At 57.7% G+C, this 18,466-nt stretch carries 12 protein-coding genes and 1 pseudogene; 9 read left to right on the plus strand and 4 right to left on the minus strand.

The features are described 5' to 3' along the window. From HDF16_RS27590 to HDF16_RS27605, 5 genes and pseudogenes are all read left to right on the plus strand, one after another. Window positions 1–2,229 (plus strand): type IV secretion system DNA-binding domain-containing protein (locus HDF16_RS27590; RefSeq protein ID WP_184223754.1); only part of this gene is annotated, 2,229 nt, incomplete at its 5' end. 6 nt (window positions 2,230–2,235) lie between these two features. Then, entirely contained in the window at window positions 2,236–5,868 is a 3,633-nt protein-coding gene (gene mobF / locus HDF16_RS27595) for a MobF family relaxase (RefSeq protein WP_184223756.1), read from the plus strand. A 634-nt stretch (window positions 5,869–6,502) separates the two neighbouring features. Continuing rightward, window positions 6,503–6,841 (plus strand): annotated as a pseudogene (locus HDF16_RS32260) (hypothetical protein); the annotation flags it as partial. Window positions 6,842–6,947: 106 nt separating this feature from the next. Continuing rightward, the gene (locus tag HDF16_RS32265; RefSeq protein WP_432432298.1) at window positions 6,948–7,055 is read left to right on the plus strand and encodes a DUF4113 domain-containing protein; all 108 of its coding nucleotides are present in this window, start codon (window positions 6,948–6,950) and stop codon (window positions 7,053–7,055) included. A 401-nt stretch (window positions 7,056–7,456) separates the two neighbouring features. Continuing rightward, entirely contained in the window at window positions 7,457–8,221 is a 765-nt protein-coding gene (locus HDF16_RS27605) for a Crp/Fnr family transcriptional regulator (RefSeq protein ID WP_184223760.1), read from the plus strand. Window positions 8,222–8,229: 8 nt separating this feature from the next. Here HDF16_RS27605 and HDF16_RS27610 read toward each other — a convergent pair whose 3' ends face one another. Together HDF16_RS27610 and HDF16_RS27615 are read right to left on the minus strand one after the other, a co-directional pair. After that, window positions 8,230–9,075 (minus strand): response regulator, encoded by an 846-nt coding sequence (locus HDF16_RS27610; RefSeq protein ID WP_184223762.1) that lies wholly within the window; start codon window positions 9,073–9,075, stop codon window positions 8,230–8,232. Between the two features lie 173 nt (window positions 9,076–9,248). Beyond that, window positions 9,249–9,926 (minus strand): Crp/Fnr family transcriptional regulator, encoded by a 678-nt coding sequence (locus HDF16_RS27615; RefSeq protein ID WP_184223764.1) that lies wholly within the window; start codon window positions 9,924–9,926, stop codon window positions 9,249–9,251. Window positions 9,927–10,053: 127 nt separating this feature from the next. Here HDF16_RS27615 and HDF16_RS27620 point away from each other — a divergent pair, with 127 nt between their 5' ends. Then, window positions 10,054–10,653: a ferritin-like domain-containing protein gene (locus HDF16_RS27620; RefSeq protein WP_184223766.1), complete on the plus strand. Its 600-nt coding sequence runs from the start codon at window positions 10,054–10,056 to the stop codon at window positions 10,651–10,653. Between the two features lie 57 nt (window positions 10,654–10,710). Here HDF16_RS27620 and HDF16_RS27625 read toward each other — a convergent pair whose 3' ends face one another. After that, window positions 10,711–11,478: a hypothetical protein gene (locus HDF16_RS27625; RefSeq protein ID WP_348641454.1), complete on the minus strand. Its 768-nt coding sequence runs from the start codon at window positions 11,476–11,478 to the stop codon at window positions 10,711–10,713. 368 nt (window positions 11,479–11,846) lie between these two features. Here HDF16_RS27625 and HDF16_RS27630 point away from each other — a divergent pair, with 368 nt between their 5' ends. Genes HDF16_RS27630 through HDF16_RS27640 form a run of 3 tightly spaced genes read left to right on the plus strand, consistent with a single transcriptional unit; the run spans window position 11,847 to window position 14,812 of the window. Next, window positions 11,847–12,155 (plus strand): PadR family transcriptional regulator, encoded by a 309-nt coding sequence (locus tag HDF16_RS27630; RefSeq protein ID WP_246410341.1) that lies wholly within the window; start codon window positions 11,847–11,849, stop codon window positions 12,153–12,155. Window positions 12,156–12,164: 9 nt separating this feature from the next. Further along, the gene (locus HDF16_RS27635) at window positions 12,165–14,285 is read left to right on the plus strand and encodes an ABC transporter permease (RefSeq protein WP_184223770.1); all 2,121 of its coding nucleotides are present in this window, start codon (window positions 12,165–12,167) and stop codon (window positions 14,283–14,285) included. After that, a complete protein-coding gene (locus HDF16_RS27640; protein ID WP_221313313.1) occupies window positions 14,282–14,812 on the plus strand; it encodes an FtsX-like permease family protein in 531 nt (176 codons plus the stop codon). Before HDF16_RS27635 ends, HDF16_RS27640 begins: the two co-directional genes overlap by 4 nt. Window positions 14,813–14,974: 162 nt before the next feature. On the opposite strand, the gene HDF16_RS27645 is transcribed toward HDF16_RS27640, so the two are convergent. Continuing rightward, window positions 14,975–18,424 (minus strand): class I SAM-dependent DNA methyltransferase, encoded by a 3,450-nt coding sequence (locus tag HDF16_RS27645; RefSeq protein WP_221313315.1) that lies wholly within the window; start codon window positions 18,422–18,424, stop codon window positions 14,975–14,977. Window positions 18,425–18,466 lie beyond the last annotated feature (42 nt).

Consider the following 18,466-nt stretch of genomic DNA (forward strand, 5'->3'; position numbering starts at 1 on the left):
GCTGGCTCGGCCTTCCATCAAGCCGGTGAGTACCGACTGTTCTATCTCTACGGTGCGAAGAAGAGACAGCCTCGTCTTGCACTTCCATTTGATTTGGAGGACGGTCAGACGACGCTTCCGAACGGGAAGACCGTACCCGTCCAGCTCTCTGCACTACCTCTGTCGCAGGGCTATCGATCCTTCGGGCGGAATCCTCCGCGGAAGTTTCAAGACGCCTCGCTGTACCGTTGGCTTCGCTTCACGTATTTCAATGGCGAGAGCGTTCCGCGCCTGTTTCTCTTGAGCTTCATCGAGGCCGGGGTAATGCTCGCCATCATGCTCTGGTTTGCAGTCCCAGCCGATATCAAGCGGCTCAAAGTTCTGAAGTATGGCCGCGTCCTCCGTGGCCCCGAAATGATGAGCCCACGCGAGTTCCACCGCGCCGTCATGCGCGAGTTCTGGCGTCATCCTCTGGGCGAGTTCCGTGCATGGAGAGCCGGTAAGAAGGGCGGCAACCAAGCCCATCTCGGGCTCGGTTTCAAGACTACAGAGATGACCGGGCTGATGCGGATTCCTCCAGGCAAAGAGTCCCAGCACTTCCAGATGATGGGCGACACCGGCGCAGGCAAAACGACCCTCATCATGCAGCTACTTCGGCAAATCCGGGACCGTGGCGATGTGGCCATTGTGTATGACCCAGCCTCGGAGTTCGTGCAACGATTCTACGACAAAAAACGCGGCGATATCATCCTCAATCCGCTCGACGCGCGGTGCCCGTTCTGGTCGCCCGCGATGGAGATCGAGAGCAACCAGGAAGCCACGACTATCTCCGAATCCCTGTACCAGCCTTCGGGCGGCAGCTCCAACAGTTCGAATAAGGAATTTTTCTACCGGACGCCCGCCCAGATATTTGCCCACCTGCTCCGCGAAGGCCCGACGCCGCACACGCTGGCCGAGTGGATGGCAGATGAAAGTTTCCTCCAAAAGAAGGTTAAGGGAACGGAGATGGCGTTCTACATCGACCGCAAGGCTGGCCCCCAGGCGGCCGGCGTTCTGGCCAGTCTCGGGCTGGTCGCGCAGAGCCTCCGGCTGCTCCCGAGGAAGGAAGAAACCAAATCCACTTGGAACGCCACGGATTGGGCCAAGCAGCGCGAGGGCTGGATCTTTATCACCTCCAAGAAGTCCCAGCGCGAAGTGCTGCGGCCTCTCATCTCGCTCTGGATCGACATCCTCGTGATGCGGCTCATGGAGATTCCCAAGCCGGGGCAGAAGCAGGTCTGGTTTGTGATTGACGAGCTGGCTAGCTTGCAGAAACTTCCCCAGCTCCACAGTGCCATGACCGAGAGCAGGAAATCGAAGAACCCGCTCGTGGTCGGATTTCAGGGTCGGGCCCAACTGGAGGACATCTACGGCAAGATCGCCGAGGTGATGTTGAGTCAGCCTGCCACCAAAATCTTCATGAAGACCACGGAGGGCAAAGCCGCCGAATGGATCTCCGATACGCTGGGCAAAGTCGAGATCGAGCGCCTGAAGGAGACGCATTTCGACGGCTCCCGCGCGGGTAAGAACTACACCATCGACAGGCAGATTGAGCCGCTGGTCATGGCATCCGAGATCTCTGGTCTGGAAGACCGCCGCGCGTATCTCAAGCTCGGCAACCGGATCGCCCGGTTCGACTTCGATTACCACGGCCTGCCGATGGTTACGGATGCGTTTATTCCTCGCGAAAACGCCGACGACAAGCTGAAGTTCGATCGCCGCACCCTTGAGCCTTTGACACCGGCAGCATCCTTGGCTCCGGTCGAATCTCCGGCGCAGACAGAGCCCAAACCGGACGCCAAAGCCCCGCAGGAACCCAAGCAGAAAGGAGGGGCGCAGTACCGACGCGCCCTCACGCTGGCCTGGGATGGACCCGAGGAAAGAGCCAAACCACAGACGACCATCGAGCAGCCGGCAGCGCAGATCACCGGCATAGCTGCCGTCGCTGCCGAGTTTCTTCAGGAGTTGCAACAGTTCCGCGAGTCACTGGAGGAACAGGGCCGCGACTTCACGGAAGACGAGTTGAAGGCGGTCAAGGAGGAATGGGCCGACATCGTCAAGCGGGCCGAAGAGCAACCGGAGCAGACCACTTCCGACCCGATCATGCTCACGGATTTGGACCCGTATCTGATTTCAATACATGATCCTCAGCACCATCCCCATGTTCTGCCGCCTCACGACGATGAGCAGTTCAGCCTCTCTCTGGAGTAACCGCCCATGCTGACGATTTCGAAGGCACTCAACGCCTCGCAGGCTGGCACGTATCACACCAAGGATTTCGTGTCCGAGACGCAGAGCTACTACGCGAAAGACGACGCATTCCTGGGCGAGTGGCAGGGCGAGTTGGCCGACAGGCTCGGCCTCTCGGGAACCGTCAGCAAAGCCGACTTCATGGCTCTCGCCAAAGGTCAGAACCCGCAAACCGGCGAGCAGATGGTGAAGCATCGGCACGCCCAAGAACAGACAAACCCGAATGGTTCCATCACGAAGGCAGTCGAGCACCGTGCTGGTTGGGACGCTACCTTTTCCGCGCCAAAATCCGTGTCCTTGACCGCCCTTGTGGGCGGTGATGAGCTCGTGCGCCTGGCTCACCGGGAGGCGGTGACCGCCGCACTCTCCGAACTGGAGAAGTACACGCAGGCGCGGATCGGAGGCAACAACCCCGCCGAGCAGACCGGACGATTTGTCGCGGCCAAGTTCGAGCACGACACCGCCCGACCGGTGGACGGCTATGCCGCTCCCCAGCTCCACACCCATGCCGTTATCTTCAATGTGACCGAGCGGGAGGACGGCTCTACCCGTGCCCTCCAAGAGCGGGCGTTCTTTGAAAGCCAGAGTTACGGGACGGCGGTGTACCAATCGCACCTGACGTATAAGCTCCGCGAGCTGGGCTATGAGCTGGAGCGTGGGCGATCTGGTGCCCCGGAAGTAAAAGGCTTCTCGCAGGAGTACCTGGATGCGTCCAGCCCGCGTTCGGAAAAGATCAGGGAGCATCTGGAGCGGAACGGGATTAAGGGGCCCGAGGCCGCAGAGATCGCCGCGCACGCCACCCGCGAGAAGAAACAGGACCTCACGAAAGAGCAGGTGTTGCAGGCGCACCGGGAGGTCGCCGCCGAGTTCGGAAACGAGGCAAGCCGAGTCGTTGCAGAGGCGCGGCAGCGATCCATCGAGCAGGGTGTACGGCAGCCGTCGCCCGTCCGCGCACAGGAGGCGATGACCTTTGCCCGCGATCATTTGTTCGAGCGCGAAGCCGTTGCCGATGAGCGAGCGATCATGACCGCCGCGCTTCGGCGCAGGATGGGCGAGGCGACCTTTTCCGAGGTCCGCGACCAGTTCTCGGCACGCCGTGAGCAAGGCCAGTTTCAAACGGTCGCCCAGCGGACCTATGACTCTGCGCAACGGTATACGACGCCGGACACGCTCGACGCCGAACGTTCCAACATCCAGCAGGTTCGGGACGGGAGACACGCCCTTGCGCCCATGATGACGGAACGCGAAGCCTTCGCACAGGCCGAAACGCGGAGCTTTCTAAATGATGCTCAGCGCCGCGTTGTTCATGAGGTACTGACCTCGACGGACCGAGTTCATGGGCTCCAGGGGCTAGCCGGTTCAGGGAAGACCGCGAGCCTTGAAACCATCCGAGAAGGCGCGGAAGCGAAGGGCTATAAGGTGGAGGGTTTTGCGCCCACGTCCCGCGCTGCTGCCCAGCTCCGCGAGGCCGGAATTGAGGCGAACACCTTACAGAGTTTTCTCGCCCGCAAAACAGGAACCCAACCTGCCAGCCGACATCTCTACATGCTCGACGAAGCCTCGCTCGCCTCTTCGAAGCAAATGCGGGACTTTCTTCGGAAGGTCTCGCCTGACGACCGGGTTCTGGTCATCGGAGACATCCGCCAGCATCAGGGCGTGGAGGCCGGAAAGCCCTTCGAGCAGATGCAGCAGGCCGGGATGCAGACCTCGCAACTGGACCAGATCATGCGCCAGAAGGATGCGGAGCTGCTGAAAGCGGTTCAGCACCTTGCCACGGGAGAGACAGAGAAAGGCGTCGAGTTGCTGGCCCAGCAAGGCCGCGTGACCGAGGTAAGGAATGGCGCAGATCGTATCGCGGCTATCGCCAAGGACTATGCCGCCCAACCGGAAAATACCCTCGTCGTCTCCCCGGACAACCGCAGCCGTCAGCAGATCAACGAGGCCATCCGTGCCGAACTGCAAAGCGCCGGCCAGCTCTCCCCGGAGAGCCGCGAGTTCCAGACACTCGCGCATCGTTCCGACCTTACCGGCGCAGGACGCACCTGGTCGGCGCTCTACAATCCCGGCGATGTGATCCGCTACGAGTCCGGCAGCCACGCTCTCGGCTTCGAGCGGAATTCTCAGGCCCGCGTGATCGGTGTGGACGCCCGGACCAACACCCTCACCGTCCAGAAGCAGGACGGCGAACAGATCTCCTACAATCCGAAGCGGCTCTATGGTGTGAATGTCTTTGAAGAGCGTGGCCGGGACTTCAGTTTGGGCGAGCGAATACAGTTCACCTCCGGAAACCGCGATCTCGACGTCGCCAATCGCGACCTCGGCACCATCACGGCACTTGAGGAGCGCTCCATCACCATCCGCATGGATGGCAAGAGTGGGCGCGAAGTAACATTCGACCCGACCGAATTCCGGCAGCTCGACCATGGTTACGCGGTCACGTCCCACAGCTCGCAGGGACTCACCGCCGACCGCATGATCGCCAATATCGACACCGATTCCAGCCGTTCGCTTATCAATGACAGGCTGGCCTATGTCGCTCTTTCCCGGGCCGCCTACGATGCGCGCATCTACACCAATGACGCCGGGACCTTGGGCCAGCGGCTGGCCACCGAGGTTTCGAAGACCGCAGCCCTCGACCTCAGCGATGTCCGGCAGGCTGTGGACAGCTTCCGGCGCGATGACCCACAGTCGGCAACCGCGCTCCTGCGGGATACCAACCGTATCCATATCTACAGCGACCCGGAACACCGCTTTTCTGCCGTGGCCCAGGACTACGTTTCCAAGGAAGACCGCGCCGTCATCTTAGCTCCTGACAAAGCGGAGCGTGAAGAGCTGACCCGCCTCATCCGTGTGGATCTTCATGGGCAGGGCAGGCTGGGCGAGATCTCTAGAGCCACCGTACTATCTGACAAAATGCTCTCCGATAAGGATGCGAAGATCGCCGCGAACTATGAAGTCGGTGACGTGATCCGTTACGGCAGCAAGGGCAGCGATGAGCTGGGCATCTCTCCGAACACCTACGGAACAGTGACCGGCGTAAATGCCGAAAAGAACCTCATCACCGTCACCGGAACGGATGACAGCCCCCGCACCTATAATCCTGCAACCGAGTGGCAGATGCGCCTCAAAGCGACCGTCTATAGCCGCGAGGAGCGCGAGTTGGCCGAGGGGGAGCGTATCCAGCTCACCCGTTCCGAGTGGGATCAAGGTATCCGCGTCGGCAATCTCGCCACCATCGAGCACATCCATGAGGACGGCGGCCTCTCCGTCAAAGTAGATTCGGGAGCCAGCCTGCAGCTCACCCCCGAACAGGCGCAGCACGTCGAGTATGGCTATGCCATCGAATCGACGAAACGCCTGGCTGTCGATCGCGTCATCCTGAGCGGCGAGGCCGAACAGATCACAGCGCAGCGCCACGCCCTCTCCCAGCTACCGGCCAAGCTCCATGAGTTGATCGTGTACACATCGGATGGCTACCAAACCGCTGCGCCTGAACTGGTAGTGCAGAAAGAAGTTGCCGGTCCGGCTCTCACGGAAATTCCCACGCCGGAGATCAACGTTCCTTCCATCGAGTTCGAGGGATACGCCATAGAGTTCTAATCGACTGTCAGTAGATCGTCCTCTAGTCTCCATAGCCTCTTGCAGTTCAGGCCCGAATCGCGATCTAACAGGAATGCAGCTGATTAGCGCCTAGCAGATTCTCGCTGTTTTCCTGTCTTCGTGAGACGATGCTGCGGGAATGTGCTAAGAACACCGGTACCTGGGTGCCAACACCATCCGATCCGCCACAACCTATGGACAGTGTTGATTTGTGCGCTTGGCTTGGGTAGCGATCATGCAATTGTGGCGGAGGAAAGCCCGGGATGAAGTCGATTGGGACGTGCCCGCACTGCAGCGAAGAAATTCTGATGAATCGTCCCGTTTGTCAGCCGAGGATCCGGGGTGCATCGTCTGACCGAGTGAGGATTGCCCGAGGCCGTTCCCGTGGAAACGGCAGAACCGTGGACGACTTGACCGGAGCAGGCCGCCTATAGCATCTTACGCTGCGCTCGGAATGCGCCTCACCCTGATAAACGTTTATCAGCTTATACGTTTAAACTGATAAAAAATTGCAGAGACAACGGCCGCCGATCTCGCCGCACTCGATCCAGACAATGCGCGGGCGCTGATGACGGTGACGGGTGGCCGCACCGTCTATGAGCTTCGCGGGATCTCTTGTCTGCCTCTGGAGCTGATGGAGCCGACGAGGAAGGGAATTGCCGCCACCCGCAGCTTCGGGGCTCCGGTTACGACCTGGCGCGAGATGCGCGAGGCCATCGCAAGCTACGCCACACGAGCGGCGGAGAAGATGCGGCGCTACAAGGTCGCCGCCGAAGACATCTTCGTCTTCATGCACACGAACAACTTCAACAATGACCCGTTCTACTCGAATGGAGCCTCGGCACGGTTCGCAGAGACGACCAACGACACCGGGGAAGTGGTCGCCCTGGCCGTGCGCCTGGGCCAAAGGCTCTGGCGAGACGGATTCCGCTACTCAAAGACAGGAATCATGATTACTGAGTTGTTGCCCGAAACGATTTGGCAACCGGCCCTCTGGGGCGATCTCGACCGAGAGAGAAGGGAACGGGCCTGGAAAGCGATGGACAAGCTCAACGCAACCCTCGGGCGCGATACCCCGCATTCTCGGTGCCGGTCCCAAGAATGCCGCCTGGAAGCTCAGGGCGGAGCATCGGTCGCCTCGTTGGACAACAAGATGGGATGAACTGCCAAGAGTGCGATCAAACTGATAAATGGATATCCGTTTATGCTGAGGCACTGATACATCTTTAGCAGATGGCCTTGGTCGTGGTCAGAAGGAAAGGAAGGGAAGGGGTGTGGGGGCTAACTGAGTCGGACGGGCGAGCAAACATGCTTGTCTTCTTCCTTTTGCGTCCCAGACTCGACCATGCTTGATGCGATTGTTGCGAGGCAGGAAAGGCAGATCCGATCCTGCGAACCATCGTGTTTTCGTCGGGTTATGGGATTTGTGGTCGCTTGAATAAGCATCGCAGAGGCCCTCCGGGGCGGAGTCTACTTCCGTCCTCGCAGCGTTTCTGATCTTTTCTATACACATTGAATGAATTTGAACGATGTAAGCTATGTGGATCACACGACATTGCCAGCCAATCCGAATCAGTGAGGTGACGGCATGAAGAGTCCAGCGACAGTCGCCTTCGATCCGGCAGCGTTCTTAGCTACCGCCGGTCTTGGTCGACGAATAGTAGAAATACCTTCAAAGGGCGATTTCTTTACTCAAGGAGATCGTGCCGAACACGTCTTCTACATCCAGACAGGCCGGGCGAAACTGACAGTCGTCTCGGGAGCTGGTAAGGAGGCGACCATCACGCTTCTCTCTGCTGGCGACTTTGTTGGCGAGGAGTCAGTAGCCGCCATCGTCGGGCTTCACATGGCGACCGCTACCGCCGTAACCGTGTGCAGCGTGCTCAAGATCCGTCGTGATGAGATGCTGCGCGTCATGCATGAGGAGAACGCTTTTTCGGATATGTTCCTCTCCTTCCTGGTCGCCCGCAGTATGCGGATTCAAGCCGATCTAGTCGATCAACTCTTCAACTCAAGCGAGAGGCGCTTAGCTCGAATCCTGCTGCTCATGGCGGAGTTTGGACAACCGGGTGAGCCTGAGAAACTAATTCCGAGGATATCGCAGGAGACACTAGCAGACATGATTGGAACCACCCGATCCCGGGTGAGCTTCTTCATGAACCGTTTTCGAAGCTTGGGCTTCATTGAGTACAACGGCAGGATCCATGTAAACAAATCCTTGCTGAACGTCGTTCTTCATGACCAGAAATTCGAGCACAATGCAGCACTTCTCAGTAATGACAACGAGCAGAGGATCAAGCGCAAGGTAGCTCCTAAGAAGTCACGGGTGGGGACGCCAAGACCGAGTTCTTAGCTGGCGGTTCACGCAAGGACGGGCTCAGCGTCGATCTTTGACTCTGCGACGTAAGCCGTCATAGCTTGGGCGAGCTGCGAATCTACCTCGTCCGCGATCGCCATCACAGCCTTTAGAACTAAGCTGAAATTCACTCGATGGAGATTATTCTCTAACGTTTGGAAGATGCTCACCTGCAACATGCGCGATTCTTCAACCATCATCGCGGCGGTGTAGCCCTGTTCCCTTCGCAAGAGCCCATGCTCCGCAGCGGCAGGGGAGATATGCGCGCGGCTCCCCAAAGGAAGCGGATTTCGCAGACGAAACACGAGGTCGGCAAATAGCTGCGGGAGATGAGCTGCTCGCTTGGCTTTGTTCAGGTCGATCGACAACACGATGCGATCGGCCTTAACGCGGGCCAACCAGTCCTCAATCGTTGCCTGTGTCTCTTCTTCGAGAATGGTCGCAATGCTGGTCAGGATTCGGGCTAAGGCTGGTCCCGTCTTCAATTTGTCCCGAATCAGTGCCACTAAGTTACCTACGGCAGCAGGCTTTACGAGTACGTCGTCCGTTTGCGCCAATATGGCAGCTGCCGCCGCCTTCATTTCTGGATGAGCGCTGAAGATGATGGTGACTGCCTTGGGATTCGCGTGACGCATAGCGCTGACCACGGTCAGCCCATCGCCATTGTTGGGCATGTGCAGGTCGCTGACGAGAACATCAAATGTTTCGGAGCCGATGAGCTTTATCGCTTCATTGACGTTCTCGGCGCAACGCACTTCGAAGCCGCCATGCTCAAGAATCAGGCTGATTGTCTGACGCAACGTGGGGTCGTCGTCGACAAGGAGCAATCGCGTTTTAGTCTTCTCGGTCATCGCATCTCCTCTGGGCACTAGGCCATCCTCAAGCTTGTCAGAGTGAGAAAGAGAATGTTGCCCACAATTGCTCACCTTGCCATCAGCGCAATCGGCCCCCCAAGAGCACTGAAAGACCTAAACGGCTTCTACCGGAGATCCGTTCGCGCTATCCCTGGGACCGTATCGGCGAGCTATTGGAGATGATCGCGTACTGTTGCATAGCATTCACAAGAGATACGCTCCAATCCAGGGCGATCGAGAATCTTGATTTTGCTGCGGGTGTATTCAATCACTCCCAGACGCTTCAATTTGCCAGCAACAACGGTAACGGTCGAGCGCCGGGCTCCGATCATCTCGGCTAAATCATCGTGAGAGAAGGGAAGTATCCGGTCGACGTTTCGATCCGCACAAAGCAAAAGCCACCGGGAGAGGCGCTGCTGGGTTGAATGACGCGAATTGCAGGCTGCGGTTTGGGCTGCCTGAACAAACAGCGCCTGGTTGCAATGCAGTATGAGGTCCTGAAAAACACCGCAGCGGTTGAATTCCTCTTGAGCCATAGGTGTTTGAGTGGCGTAGCCGTAACCTGCAACGCGCATAAAGACGCGGTTGGGACTCTTCTTGAATCCCGGGAGAGCCGACGTTCCCAACACCGACTCGATTCCAGCTAAAGCGATTTCTGCTCCCCCACCATCATGGAAGCACGTCGTCATTGAGGCGACGCCATCCTCAAGGAATACAAGCTCGTCTACGCGCCGGCCTGGAATCTCGATCTCGTGTTTCGCGGGCAACTCGACACGCCGGAGCTCCAAGCGAGCGATCGTTTTCGGATCAAATCTATGAAGTAAGCCGTTTCTGAATGGTCCGTTCATATCCTCGCCTTCTGGCCTTTGCTGATATCGGGCCGCCGATGTAGATGTGGCAGTACGTCGGAGACAACCCGTTACCTCTGGTTCAGCATATGATGAGAAGGCTTTTAGACATCATGGAGATTGAACAATGGCATTGAAGACAGTTTTGATCGACGAGTTGCGCGATATGTACAGCGCTGAAAACCAACTGGTGAAGGCTCTCCCTAAGCTCGCGAAGGGCTCGAAGAACCCGAAGCTTAAGTCCATCTTCACCGCCCACCTCGCCGAGACCAAGGGCCAGGTCGAGCGTTTGAAAAAGGTGTTTGCCGAACTGGGCGAAAAGCCGACCGGCCAACACTGCAACGGGATGGAAGGAGTGATCGAAGAGGGCAAGGACGCCCTGGAGAAGGACGAAGAGGGCTCCTCTTTCGAAGCTGGGCTCATCGGAGCCGCGCTCCGCACCGAGCACTACGAGATCGCGGGTTATGAGGCCTGCATCTCGATGGCGACCGCTCTGGGATTGCCGAAGATCGTCAAACTCTTGAACTCAAATCTGAAAGAAGAGCTGGCCGCAGCAAAGAAGATCACCGCTGCTGGCGCTCCGATCATGAAGCTGAGCGCGAAAGAGCCCGAAACTCCGAAGGAACCGAAGTCGGGCAAGGAGAAGTATTCCGCCAAGAAGAGCAAGGAAGACGAAGCGAAAGCGGCACCCGACCTCGTCGGTGAACCTGAACCTGCGGCCGTGTAAGCCCTCGGATGGTGCAAGAGGCCCCGCTTTGGCGGGGCCTCTTGACGTTGTGGGCGGCTAGCGCAGCATCGGACTCAATTGCTCCATCCTCCAAACGGGACCGCCCTCGTAGAGGGCCCCTTCCTCCCGAATGAACGCAGGCGGTTTGCCGTCCTGGAGCCAGATGTGGAAGTCGGGCGGCTGCTTCCCGATGATGGGTGCAACGACTCCAGTGATGCCGCCGAGTTCGACGTGGAGTGTGAAGTCTGTGGCTTTACGTCGAAGTGTTCCGACACTGAAGGCCGCTGTACCTGTGGGTTTGATGGAAATGTGGATCAGACGAGGCTTTTTGCCAGCAACAATGTAAAAAACCTTCGTCTCTGGGATTGTTGGAGAGATATTCACGAGCAGGTTTGGCGGGAGCCCGTTCGACACGTCATCTGGCAGGTCCATATGCGTTTGGGTGCTGGTTCCATTCTCGTCACGCCAGATGAGCTCGCCATCCAAGGCGTTGATCAGGAGGTCGATCGGCTTCGGAAACGACGGGCCATGTTGGATGTGGTGATCAGAGATAAGGCGGAACACGCCTTTCTGAGAAAAGATCGTCTCATCGTCATCGATCGACCCGTCGCGAAAGTGGAAGGTCAATCTTGACGTGACCTGAATGCCGCGCACCGTCTGCGTCGACTCGCCGGTCGCGATGATCTTTCCGTCTAAAGTCCTCAGCGCCAGGAATCCGTGAGTTGAACCTTGCGGATACCGCACGCGGATGGTCTCTGCGCTCGCTGTGAAGGCTACCGTTGAAATGAGCAGGGTTGTTCCAAGCCAGATTCGGGATAAACGCACGTGTGTCCTCGACTTCGCCGTAGCGGATGAATGGAGTCTGTTCGTACAGGGGGCGGAGCCGACTATCTGGATGTTAAAACCCAACTTATATCAGTTCGACTCGCGGACGGCGTCGATTTTGCTGCCGTTTCGAAGAATGCGCACGGAAGCTCAGAGCGAGCATTGGTCGGCGCGATGGGATGAACTGCCGAGAGCCACTCACATTGATAAAACGATATGACGATAAACGTTATCCATTTATGTCCATGCCATGCACCGGCATTCTCCGATACTGGTGTCTGTCTCCTATTGACATTCGATAGGAGTGGCGCGCATACTCCTATCGAATGTCAATAGGAGCGACCGTGGGAGAAGGGCAGACACATCTGTTGCAGGGCACGCTCGATCTGCTGATCTTGAAAGGAATTGGAGACAGCGAGTTTCATGGGCTGGGGATCTCAAGGCGGATTGAGCAAATCACGCAAGGCACATTCCGAGTGAAGCCTGGATCTCTATTTCCAGCGCTACACCGCATGGAAGAGGCGGGATGGTTGACTTCATTCTGGGGTAATTCTGAAAACAACCGTCGGGCGAAGTTCTATCGGCGAACGAAAGCAGGGCAGCGCCAGCTGGGTACTGAAACCGAAGAATGGGCGACGATTGCGCAGGCCATTGCGAACGCACTGAAATCAACATAGGGGCAAGCGATGAACGGATGGCGGCGCATCAGAGCGGTTTTCTCAACCCTTTGGGACAAACGAAAGGTAGAAAACGATCTCGATGCAGAGATGCGCGCGTTCGGGGAGATGCTGGCTGACGAAAAGATGGCAAAGGGAATGACGGAGAAAGAAGCTCGCCGAAGCACGCTAGCGGAAGTGGGCGGCCTTGAACAGCTTAAGCAGGCAGTGCGGGATGAGCGGGCGGGGAGCGGTGTCGAGCAGCTTTGGCAAGACGTGCGCTTTGGAGTCCGGCAATTGCGACGGTCCCCCGGCTTCGCTGTAACCGGCCTTCTGATCATAGCGATAGGGCTGGGGTTGACGACGACCATGTACAGCATCGTGTATGCCGTGATCTTGAAGCCTCTACCCTTCGCTCATCCCGAGCGGCTAGTTGCGGTAGAAGCCAAGCCCTGGAAACCCTTCAGTCTGCCCACGATCGCGGACTGGATGAAGGGCAGCCGCGCTTTTGAGTCGATGTCAGCGTATACCGGCTGGTCACCGCGCATCGAATCATCCGCGGGCGTAGGACACGTAAATGCTGTGCTGGTTTCGCAAAACTTTCTGAGCGAGCTTGGTGTTCCTTTGCGGCTGGGGCATGATTTTACTCAGTCCGGCAATGAGAAGGATTGCTTTGGTCAGGCGATCGTGACAGAGCGCTATTGGCGGCGGATGGGGGGAGGCGATGCTCTTGTTGGCCGTACTCTTCAGCTCGACTACCAGACTTACACAGTCGTCGGAGTTGTCGCATTTCGCGCACCCCTCGAGGATATGGATGGGTTGGACCAACCATCTATCCTTACGCCGATCGGCTGCGATCCTGCGAAGCACCCGGATAGGCGCGGCGATGGCTCCTTGCAGGTAGTCGCGCGGCTTAGGCCGGGCGTTTCGCTGGGAATAGCCCTTCAAGAACTTTTGGTGGCACAGAAGAATCTTGCCCGAACGTATCCTCGGGAATATCCGGCGGAGTTCGCTCCAGTCTTAATTCCATTGAACGATTTCATCAGCGGAACGGAGAACCGTTCCGCGCTGCTTGCTACGCTGACGGCGTGCGGGATGCTGCTGCTCATCTCGTGTGCGAACCTGACGAATCTCCTGCTGGCGCGCGATATGCGTCGCAAGGCAGAGTTCGCATTGCGCACGATGCTGGGCGCGGGGCCGCTGCGAATCTTTCGGCAGGTGCTGACGGAGAACGCAACACTCGTTGCGTTGGGATCGATTCTCGGGCTCATGTTGGCGAGCGTGCTGGTGCGCCTAGCAAGCCGGAGTAAGCTGATGAATCTTCCCCGGCTGAACGAAGCAAGCGTCGATCTTCGGGTCGTAATGTTTGCCGTTGCTCTGTCTTCAGTGATTGCGATCCTACTTACAATCCTGCCCGCGCTTCGTGGTCGACGGACTGGACTGACGGAGGATCTGAGATCCGGCAGTTCAAGCTCTAGCTCTTCACCGCGTGGATTGCGGAGGGCAGGTCACTTGCTCGTGGCTGCCCAGGTAGCAATGGCTTTCGTGCTTGTGGCGGTTTCCGGATGGATGGTCTCTTCGGTATACATCCTGCTGCATCAGCCGCTTGGTTTCGATCCGGATCATCTGCTCTTCGCAAGTACGGATCTGCGTGGTCCTAAGCACAGCGCAAGCATTGATCCGGCCGTGACCTTGGGGAAGTTACGCAAGATCCTAAATGAAGTCAGCAGAATTCCGGGTGTCGCGGAGGTAGCTGCCGCCAACGACAAACCGTTGGGCGGGAGAGTTAACCAGTACGGCTTCTGCTCGGATGTCCATCCGGAGGATTGCCAGCGGGCAAATCCGAACGCTCCCGATGTATTCGCGGTGACTCCGAGGTATTTCGACACGGTGAGCCAGATGCTGTTCCGTGGTCGGGCATTCAATGATGCAGACGACGGCAAGGACCATGTGGCGATCGTGAATCGAGCGCTCGCGCAGCAGCAATGGCCTGGCGAAAACCCGGTCGGCCATCGGATCTTTTCAGGCGGTTTGAATGCATGGGCTACTGTTGTGGGGGAAGTGGGTGACGTGCGCAGCTACTCGCTTGAGCGCGCTCCCATACCGAACCTGTACCTTCCCGAGGCCGATGGGCGACCTGAACCTCAATGACGATCATGCTGCGCACCGTGGGTGATCCAAGCGAGCTGGATGAGACGGTGCGACGCATATTGCGAGAAGATGCAGGGATCACCGTGCGCTACGTGGAGAGCATGCCGGAGCTGATGGCGCACGCGGTGGCGATACGCCGTTTCTTCATGTGGGTGGTAGCGGCCTTCGGCGGTCTGGCGCTCGGACTAGCCACCCTGGGCACCTATGCGTTGTTGACGTACGAAGTTTCGGTGAGAGAGCGTGAGATCGGGATCCGCCTCGCGCTGGGATCGCAGCGCCGGGCGATTCTAGCGCTGCTGATTGGGCAGGAAGCACGATGGATTGCCCCTGGACTGGCCGCCGGGCTCATAGGGGCGGTTTTGGCGGGATATTTGCTGCGTGCGGAGTTTTACCACGCTCCCGCAGCTTCGGCTACGGTATTGGGCGTGACGTTTGGTCTGCTCACCGTGTCAGCGTTGGCAGCGGTGGCTATTCCTGGCCGACGCGCAAGTCTCCTTGACCCGAGCGAAACATTGCGACGCGATTAAGGGCAAACCCAACCCCCCTGGGGCGATCTGGACCGAGAGAGAAGGGAACGGGTCTGGAAAACGATGGACGAACTCAACACGACCCTCGGGCGCGATGCAAGTCGATCTTCTCGGTGCCGGGGCCAAGAGTTTCGCCTGGAAGAGTCAACCAACAATAAGGTCTCAGAGCGTATATCGATCGTCACTTGCTAGGCGCGTCTGCCCAAGCACGGTGAGGGTTTCCAGTATTTCAGCTACACGGGCACGACTGGCTGGTTTGAAGCCGGTTGCGATCTGTTGGGGTGTCTGCAAGGGCTGAGCCCTTAGGGAATCCTTGATTGCGCGAACCTGGTCGGTGAGTGTAGCGGGCCAGGGAAGTTTGCGGCGGGTTGCCGTAGTTGATTCTATTGGCAGGAGATCGCCCAATGCAGCCTGCACGGGGGCGGCGTTAGGTGCCTGAAACTCTGGACGGAGCCAGCGCACGAGACCGCCAGCTTCTTCGGAATGACGTTGAGCGTTTAAAATCACAAGGTTTTCGAGAACTTGCTCCGTAGACAGCGACGGACTCCAACCGTAGGCGGCAAATACGGCACTGTCCAACTCATCATGTAGATGTCGCAGGACGCCAACAAGTCCGGCTTCATAGATGTTGCGATCTTCCTCGGTAAAGCTTTCGCCGGACCGTAGAACCTCCAGGATGTTGTACATCCCGGTGAGTGTCAGCCATGGATGAAGTTGCTGCTGACGTTTCCGGTGAGCGTCGAGGCGCTCCGCTATTTCCCGAATGGAGTGCTTTTGGGTTTCAGTGCAATCCGGGAATGGAAAAGGGTCAAAGCATCGGGTCTTGTTATAGCGTGGATCGTTTCCAATTCCGAGGCGGCCGCCTGCCGCGAGTGCCCAGTGGACGTGGATGCTGCTTGAGAGCACGCCAAGCGCATAGGCGTCGGTAGTTGCAACATTAACGAGCATGTTGTCTGGAATTACTAGCCCCTTAAGAAATACAAACACGCGGTGTTTTGCCGTTTCAACCGTTGAGATGTACCGGTTTAGACCCGCTAACGCCGGTCGGAAAAAGCCGCGGGGCTCTCCGAAGATCCACCACTTGGTGCTGTAACTAGCCCTGCGATTATGATCTCGCTCGGGTTTTACGTGGTCGTATACCCATTGATAGACCTCTGGGAAGCGACGCTCCACTTCCTGCGCTGTCAGACCAAATAGGTCGATAACCATGACATTACGAGAATGGCCCGTCAGGTCCCGTCCGTTGAGGTAGGGGCGGATATGTATATCCAATCCTGCAATGCGGCCCAACCCAAGCGAAGCGGCCTGCTCTGGCGTGACAATGAATCCCGCACCATGCAACTTTACTCCCGGACAACTCAAATTCTCATTCGACTCCAGCGATGAAGCACTTGCAACATTGATCCCTACTTTAAGGTCGGCGAAGATCTTGCCGGATTGTTCTGCAAGCTCGACGTCGGTGCCTTCGGCACGAGCATTGCCCTCTCGGATGACCCGGTATAGATGTCCCTGATGCTCGCCGCGCTCCGCGACCGTCATTGCGATACGCACAGCCGCGTACCGGGTGGAAGCCCGTTCCTCCTGCCCGAGCGATTTCATCCACGGGTGATCCGGGATAGCGAAAATAAGAGAGAGCGGGTCTTTGGTTGCATTGAGGTTCTGTGCGACCACTTTCCGATTGAAGATTTGCGGCAGGCTGTTGGTGGTAATCAGACCAAAGCGACGCAGGGCGCCCGACCGAGAGAGTTCTGCTGAGCGCTGCCACCAATACATGACAAAGTCGGCGCTGTCGGGCACTTCATCATAGACCTCGCGGAGGACCGTGACATAGCCATCACCCAGCTCTGCGCGAATATCCTTGCCACCGATGAACGGGGGATTTCCAACAATGAAATCGGCATCGGGCCATTTATAACGCTTAGCATCCACGTATTCGTAAACCGGGCGTCTAGCTGTCTCATCGGGGATCTCTTGGCCGGTGGTCGGGTTAGTCTTCTTCGTCAAGCCGTCCCACTGCGTGACGGGAGCGCCCTCCTTGTCCAAAACCGGGATACGTTTCTTCCAGGTGAGCAAGGCATCGGCTTCTACGATGTTGTGGAAGTTGCGAATGACCGGAATCGGCGGCTGCGCGTCGCCACGGGTACGAAAGTGCCATTGCAGGTAGCCGATCCAAAGCACCAAGTCGGCAATAACAGCAGCGCGTGGGTTGAGCTCGATACCGAGGAGTTGGTGTGGGTCAACCGTAAGGCCAGTGTGTTCCAAGGACTGCTGCGTTTCACCGAGGGAATGCAGCGTTTCAAGCACCTCGCCTTCGAGACGCTTCATGTGTTCGAGCGCTACATAAAGAAAGTTCCCCGACCCGCAGGCCGGATCGAGTACGCGTGTAGAGCACAGCTGGCGGTGGAAGGCCTTAGCTGTTTCAATGGCTCCAGCATCGTCGCCTGCATTAACCTGTTGAGTTATGACCGCCTGGGCATTGCGCCAATCATCGCGGATCGGTTCGACTAGTGTGGGGATGACAAGCCGTTCAACGTAAGCGCGGGGCGTGTAGTGCGCGCCGAGAGCGTGGCGTTCTTCGCGGTCGAGCGCCCGTTCGAGAAGGGTACCGAATATGGCGGGCTCCACGTCTCGCCAGCGTGAATCTGCCGCTTCAATAAGGAGTCCAAGCTGGTCTCGTGTGAGCGGTAGAGCCTTTGTGGATTCAAAGAGGCCGCCATTGAATCTGAGGATGTGACTGCGAAGGATTGGTGAGAAGCCTCCGTCGTTCATGGTCTGCCAAAGTGCCTCAGCCATAAGCGGAAAGTTGTCGACATCCTCGCGAAGACTTTGTAGCAGGTTGAGCCAACCTCGCTCGGGCAAAAGGCGAACGTCCTCGGCAAACGAAGTAAAGATGCAGCGCGTCAGGAACTCGGCAACCGCCTTGGGGGAGTGCTGCTGCTCAAGATTGCGAGCCAGCACAGCAAGCTTACCTGCGACCTCACGGGTCACTTTAGCCGTCTCGCGAGCCGGATCGAGTGAGAGAGGATCGAGCCAAATGGCCCTCAGTCGCTCATTAACGGCAGAGAGTGTCAAGTGATCGATTGAAATACGGAACGTTCGCGGGTCAGGGAAGGGAAGATATGCCTTGCCCGTAAGCGAGAAATCTGCGTAGAGCTCTATGGAGTGGCCGACGTCCACGACGATCAGGAATGGCGGCCATCCCTCGGACGCCGGGAGCGCTTTTGCATAGCGTTCAGCCTGTCCGCGTGCCGCGAGCATAGCCTCGTCCCAACGTATTGTGCCGCGAACAGCTGTTCCGCGCTTCAACTTACGGGCGGTGAAAAGGGAAGTGCTGGGGGTAGATTGAGGGTTACTACCCTGTTTTGCTTCGAGGACAAAGGCATTGCGCTTGTAGAGGTCAATGAAGTTGGTGGTGGAGGAACCGTCAAGTTCTTTGAAAACGACAGCCTTATCGATCACATAAGTATTTGCATCTTCATCGGACGTGCTTGGTTCCGGTCGCGGGACCTGAATCAGATCGCACAACTCCGAGAGGAACAGAGCATAGTTCGCCCGTTCTGAGGCAGAGGATCGTTTCCACCGAGCAATGAAAGATTCAGCGAGATCGAGCAATGAGATTCCTAACGACGATTTCCAATGTGATGAAGCAGCGTC

Source organism: Granulicella aggregans (assembly GCF_014203275.1).
Taxonomy (GTDB): domain Bacteria; phylum Acidobacteriota; class Terriglobia; order Terriglobales; family Acidobacteriaceae; genus Edaphobacter.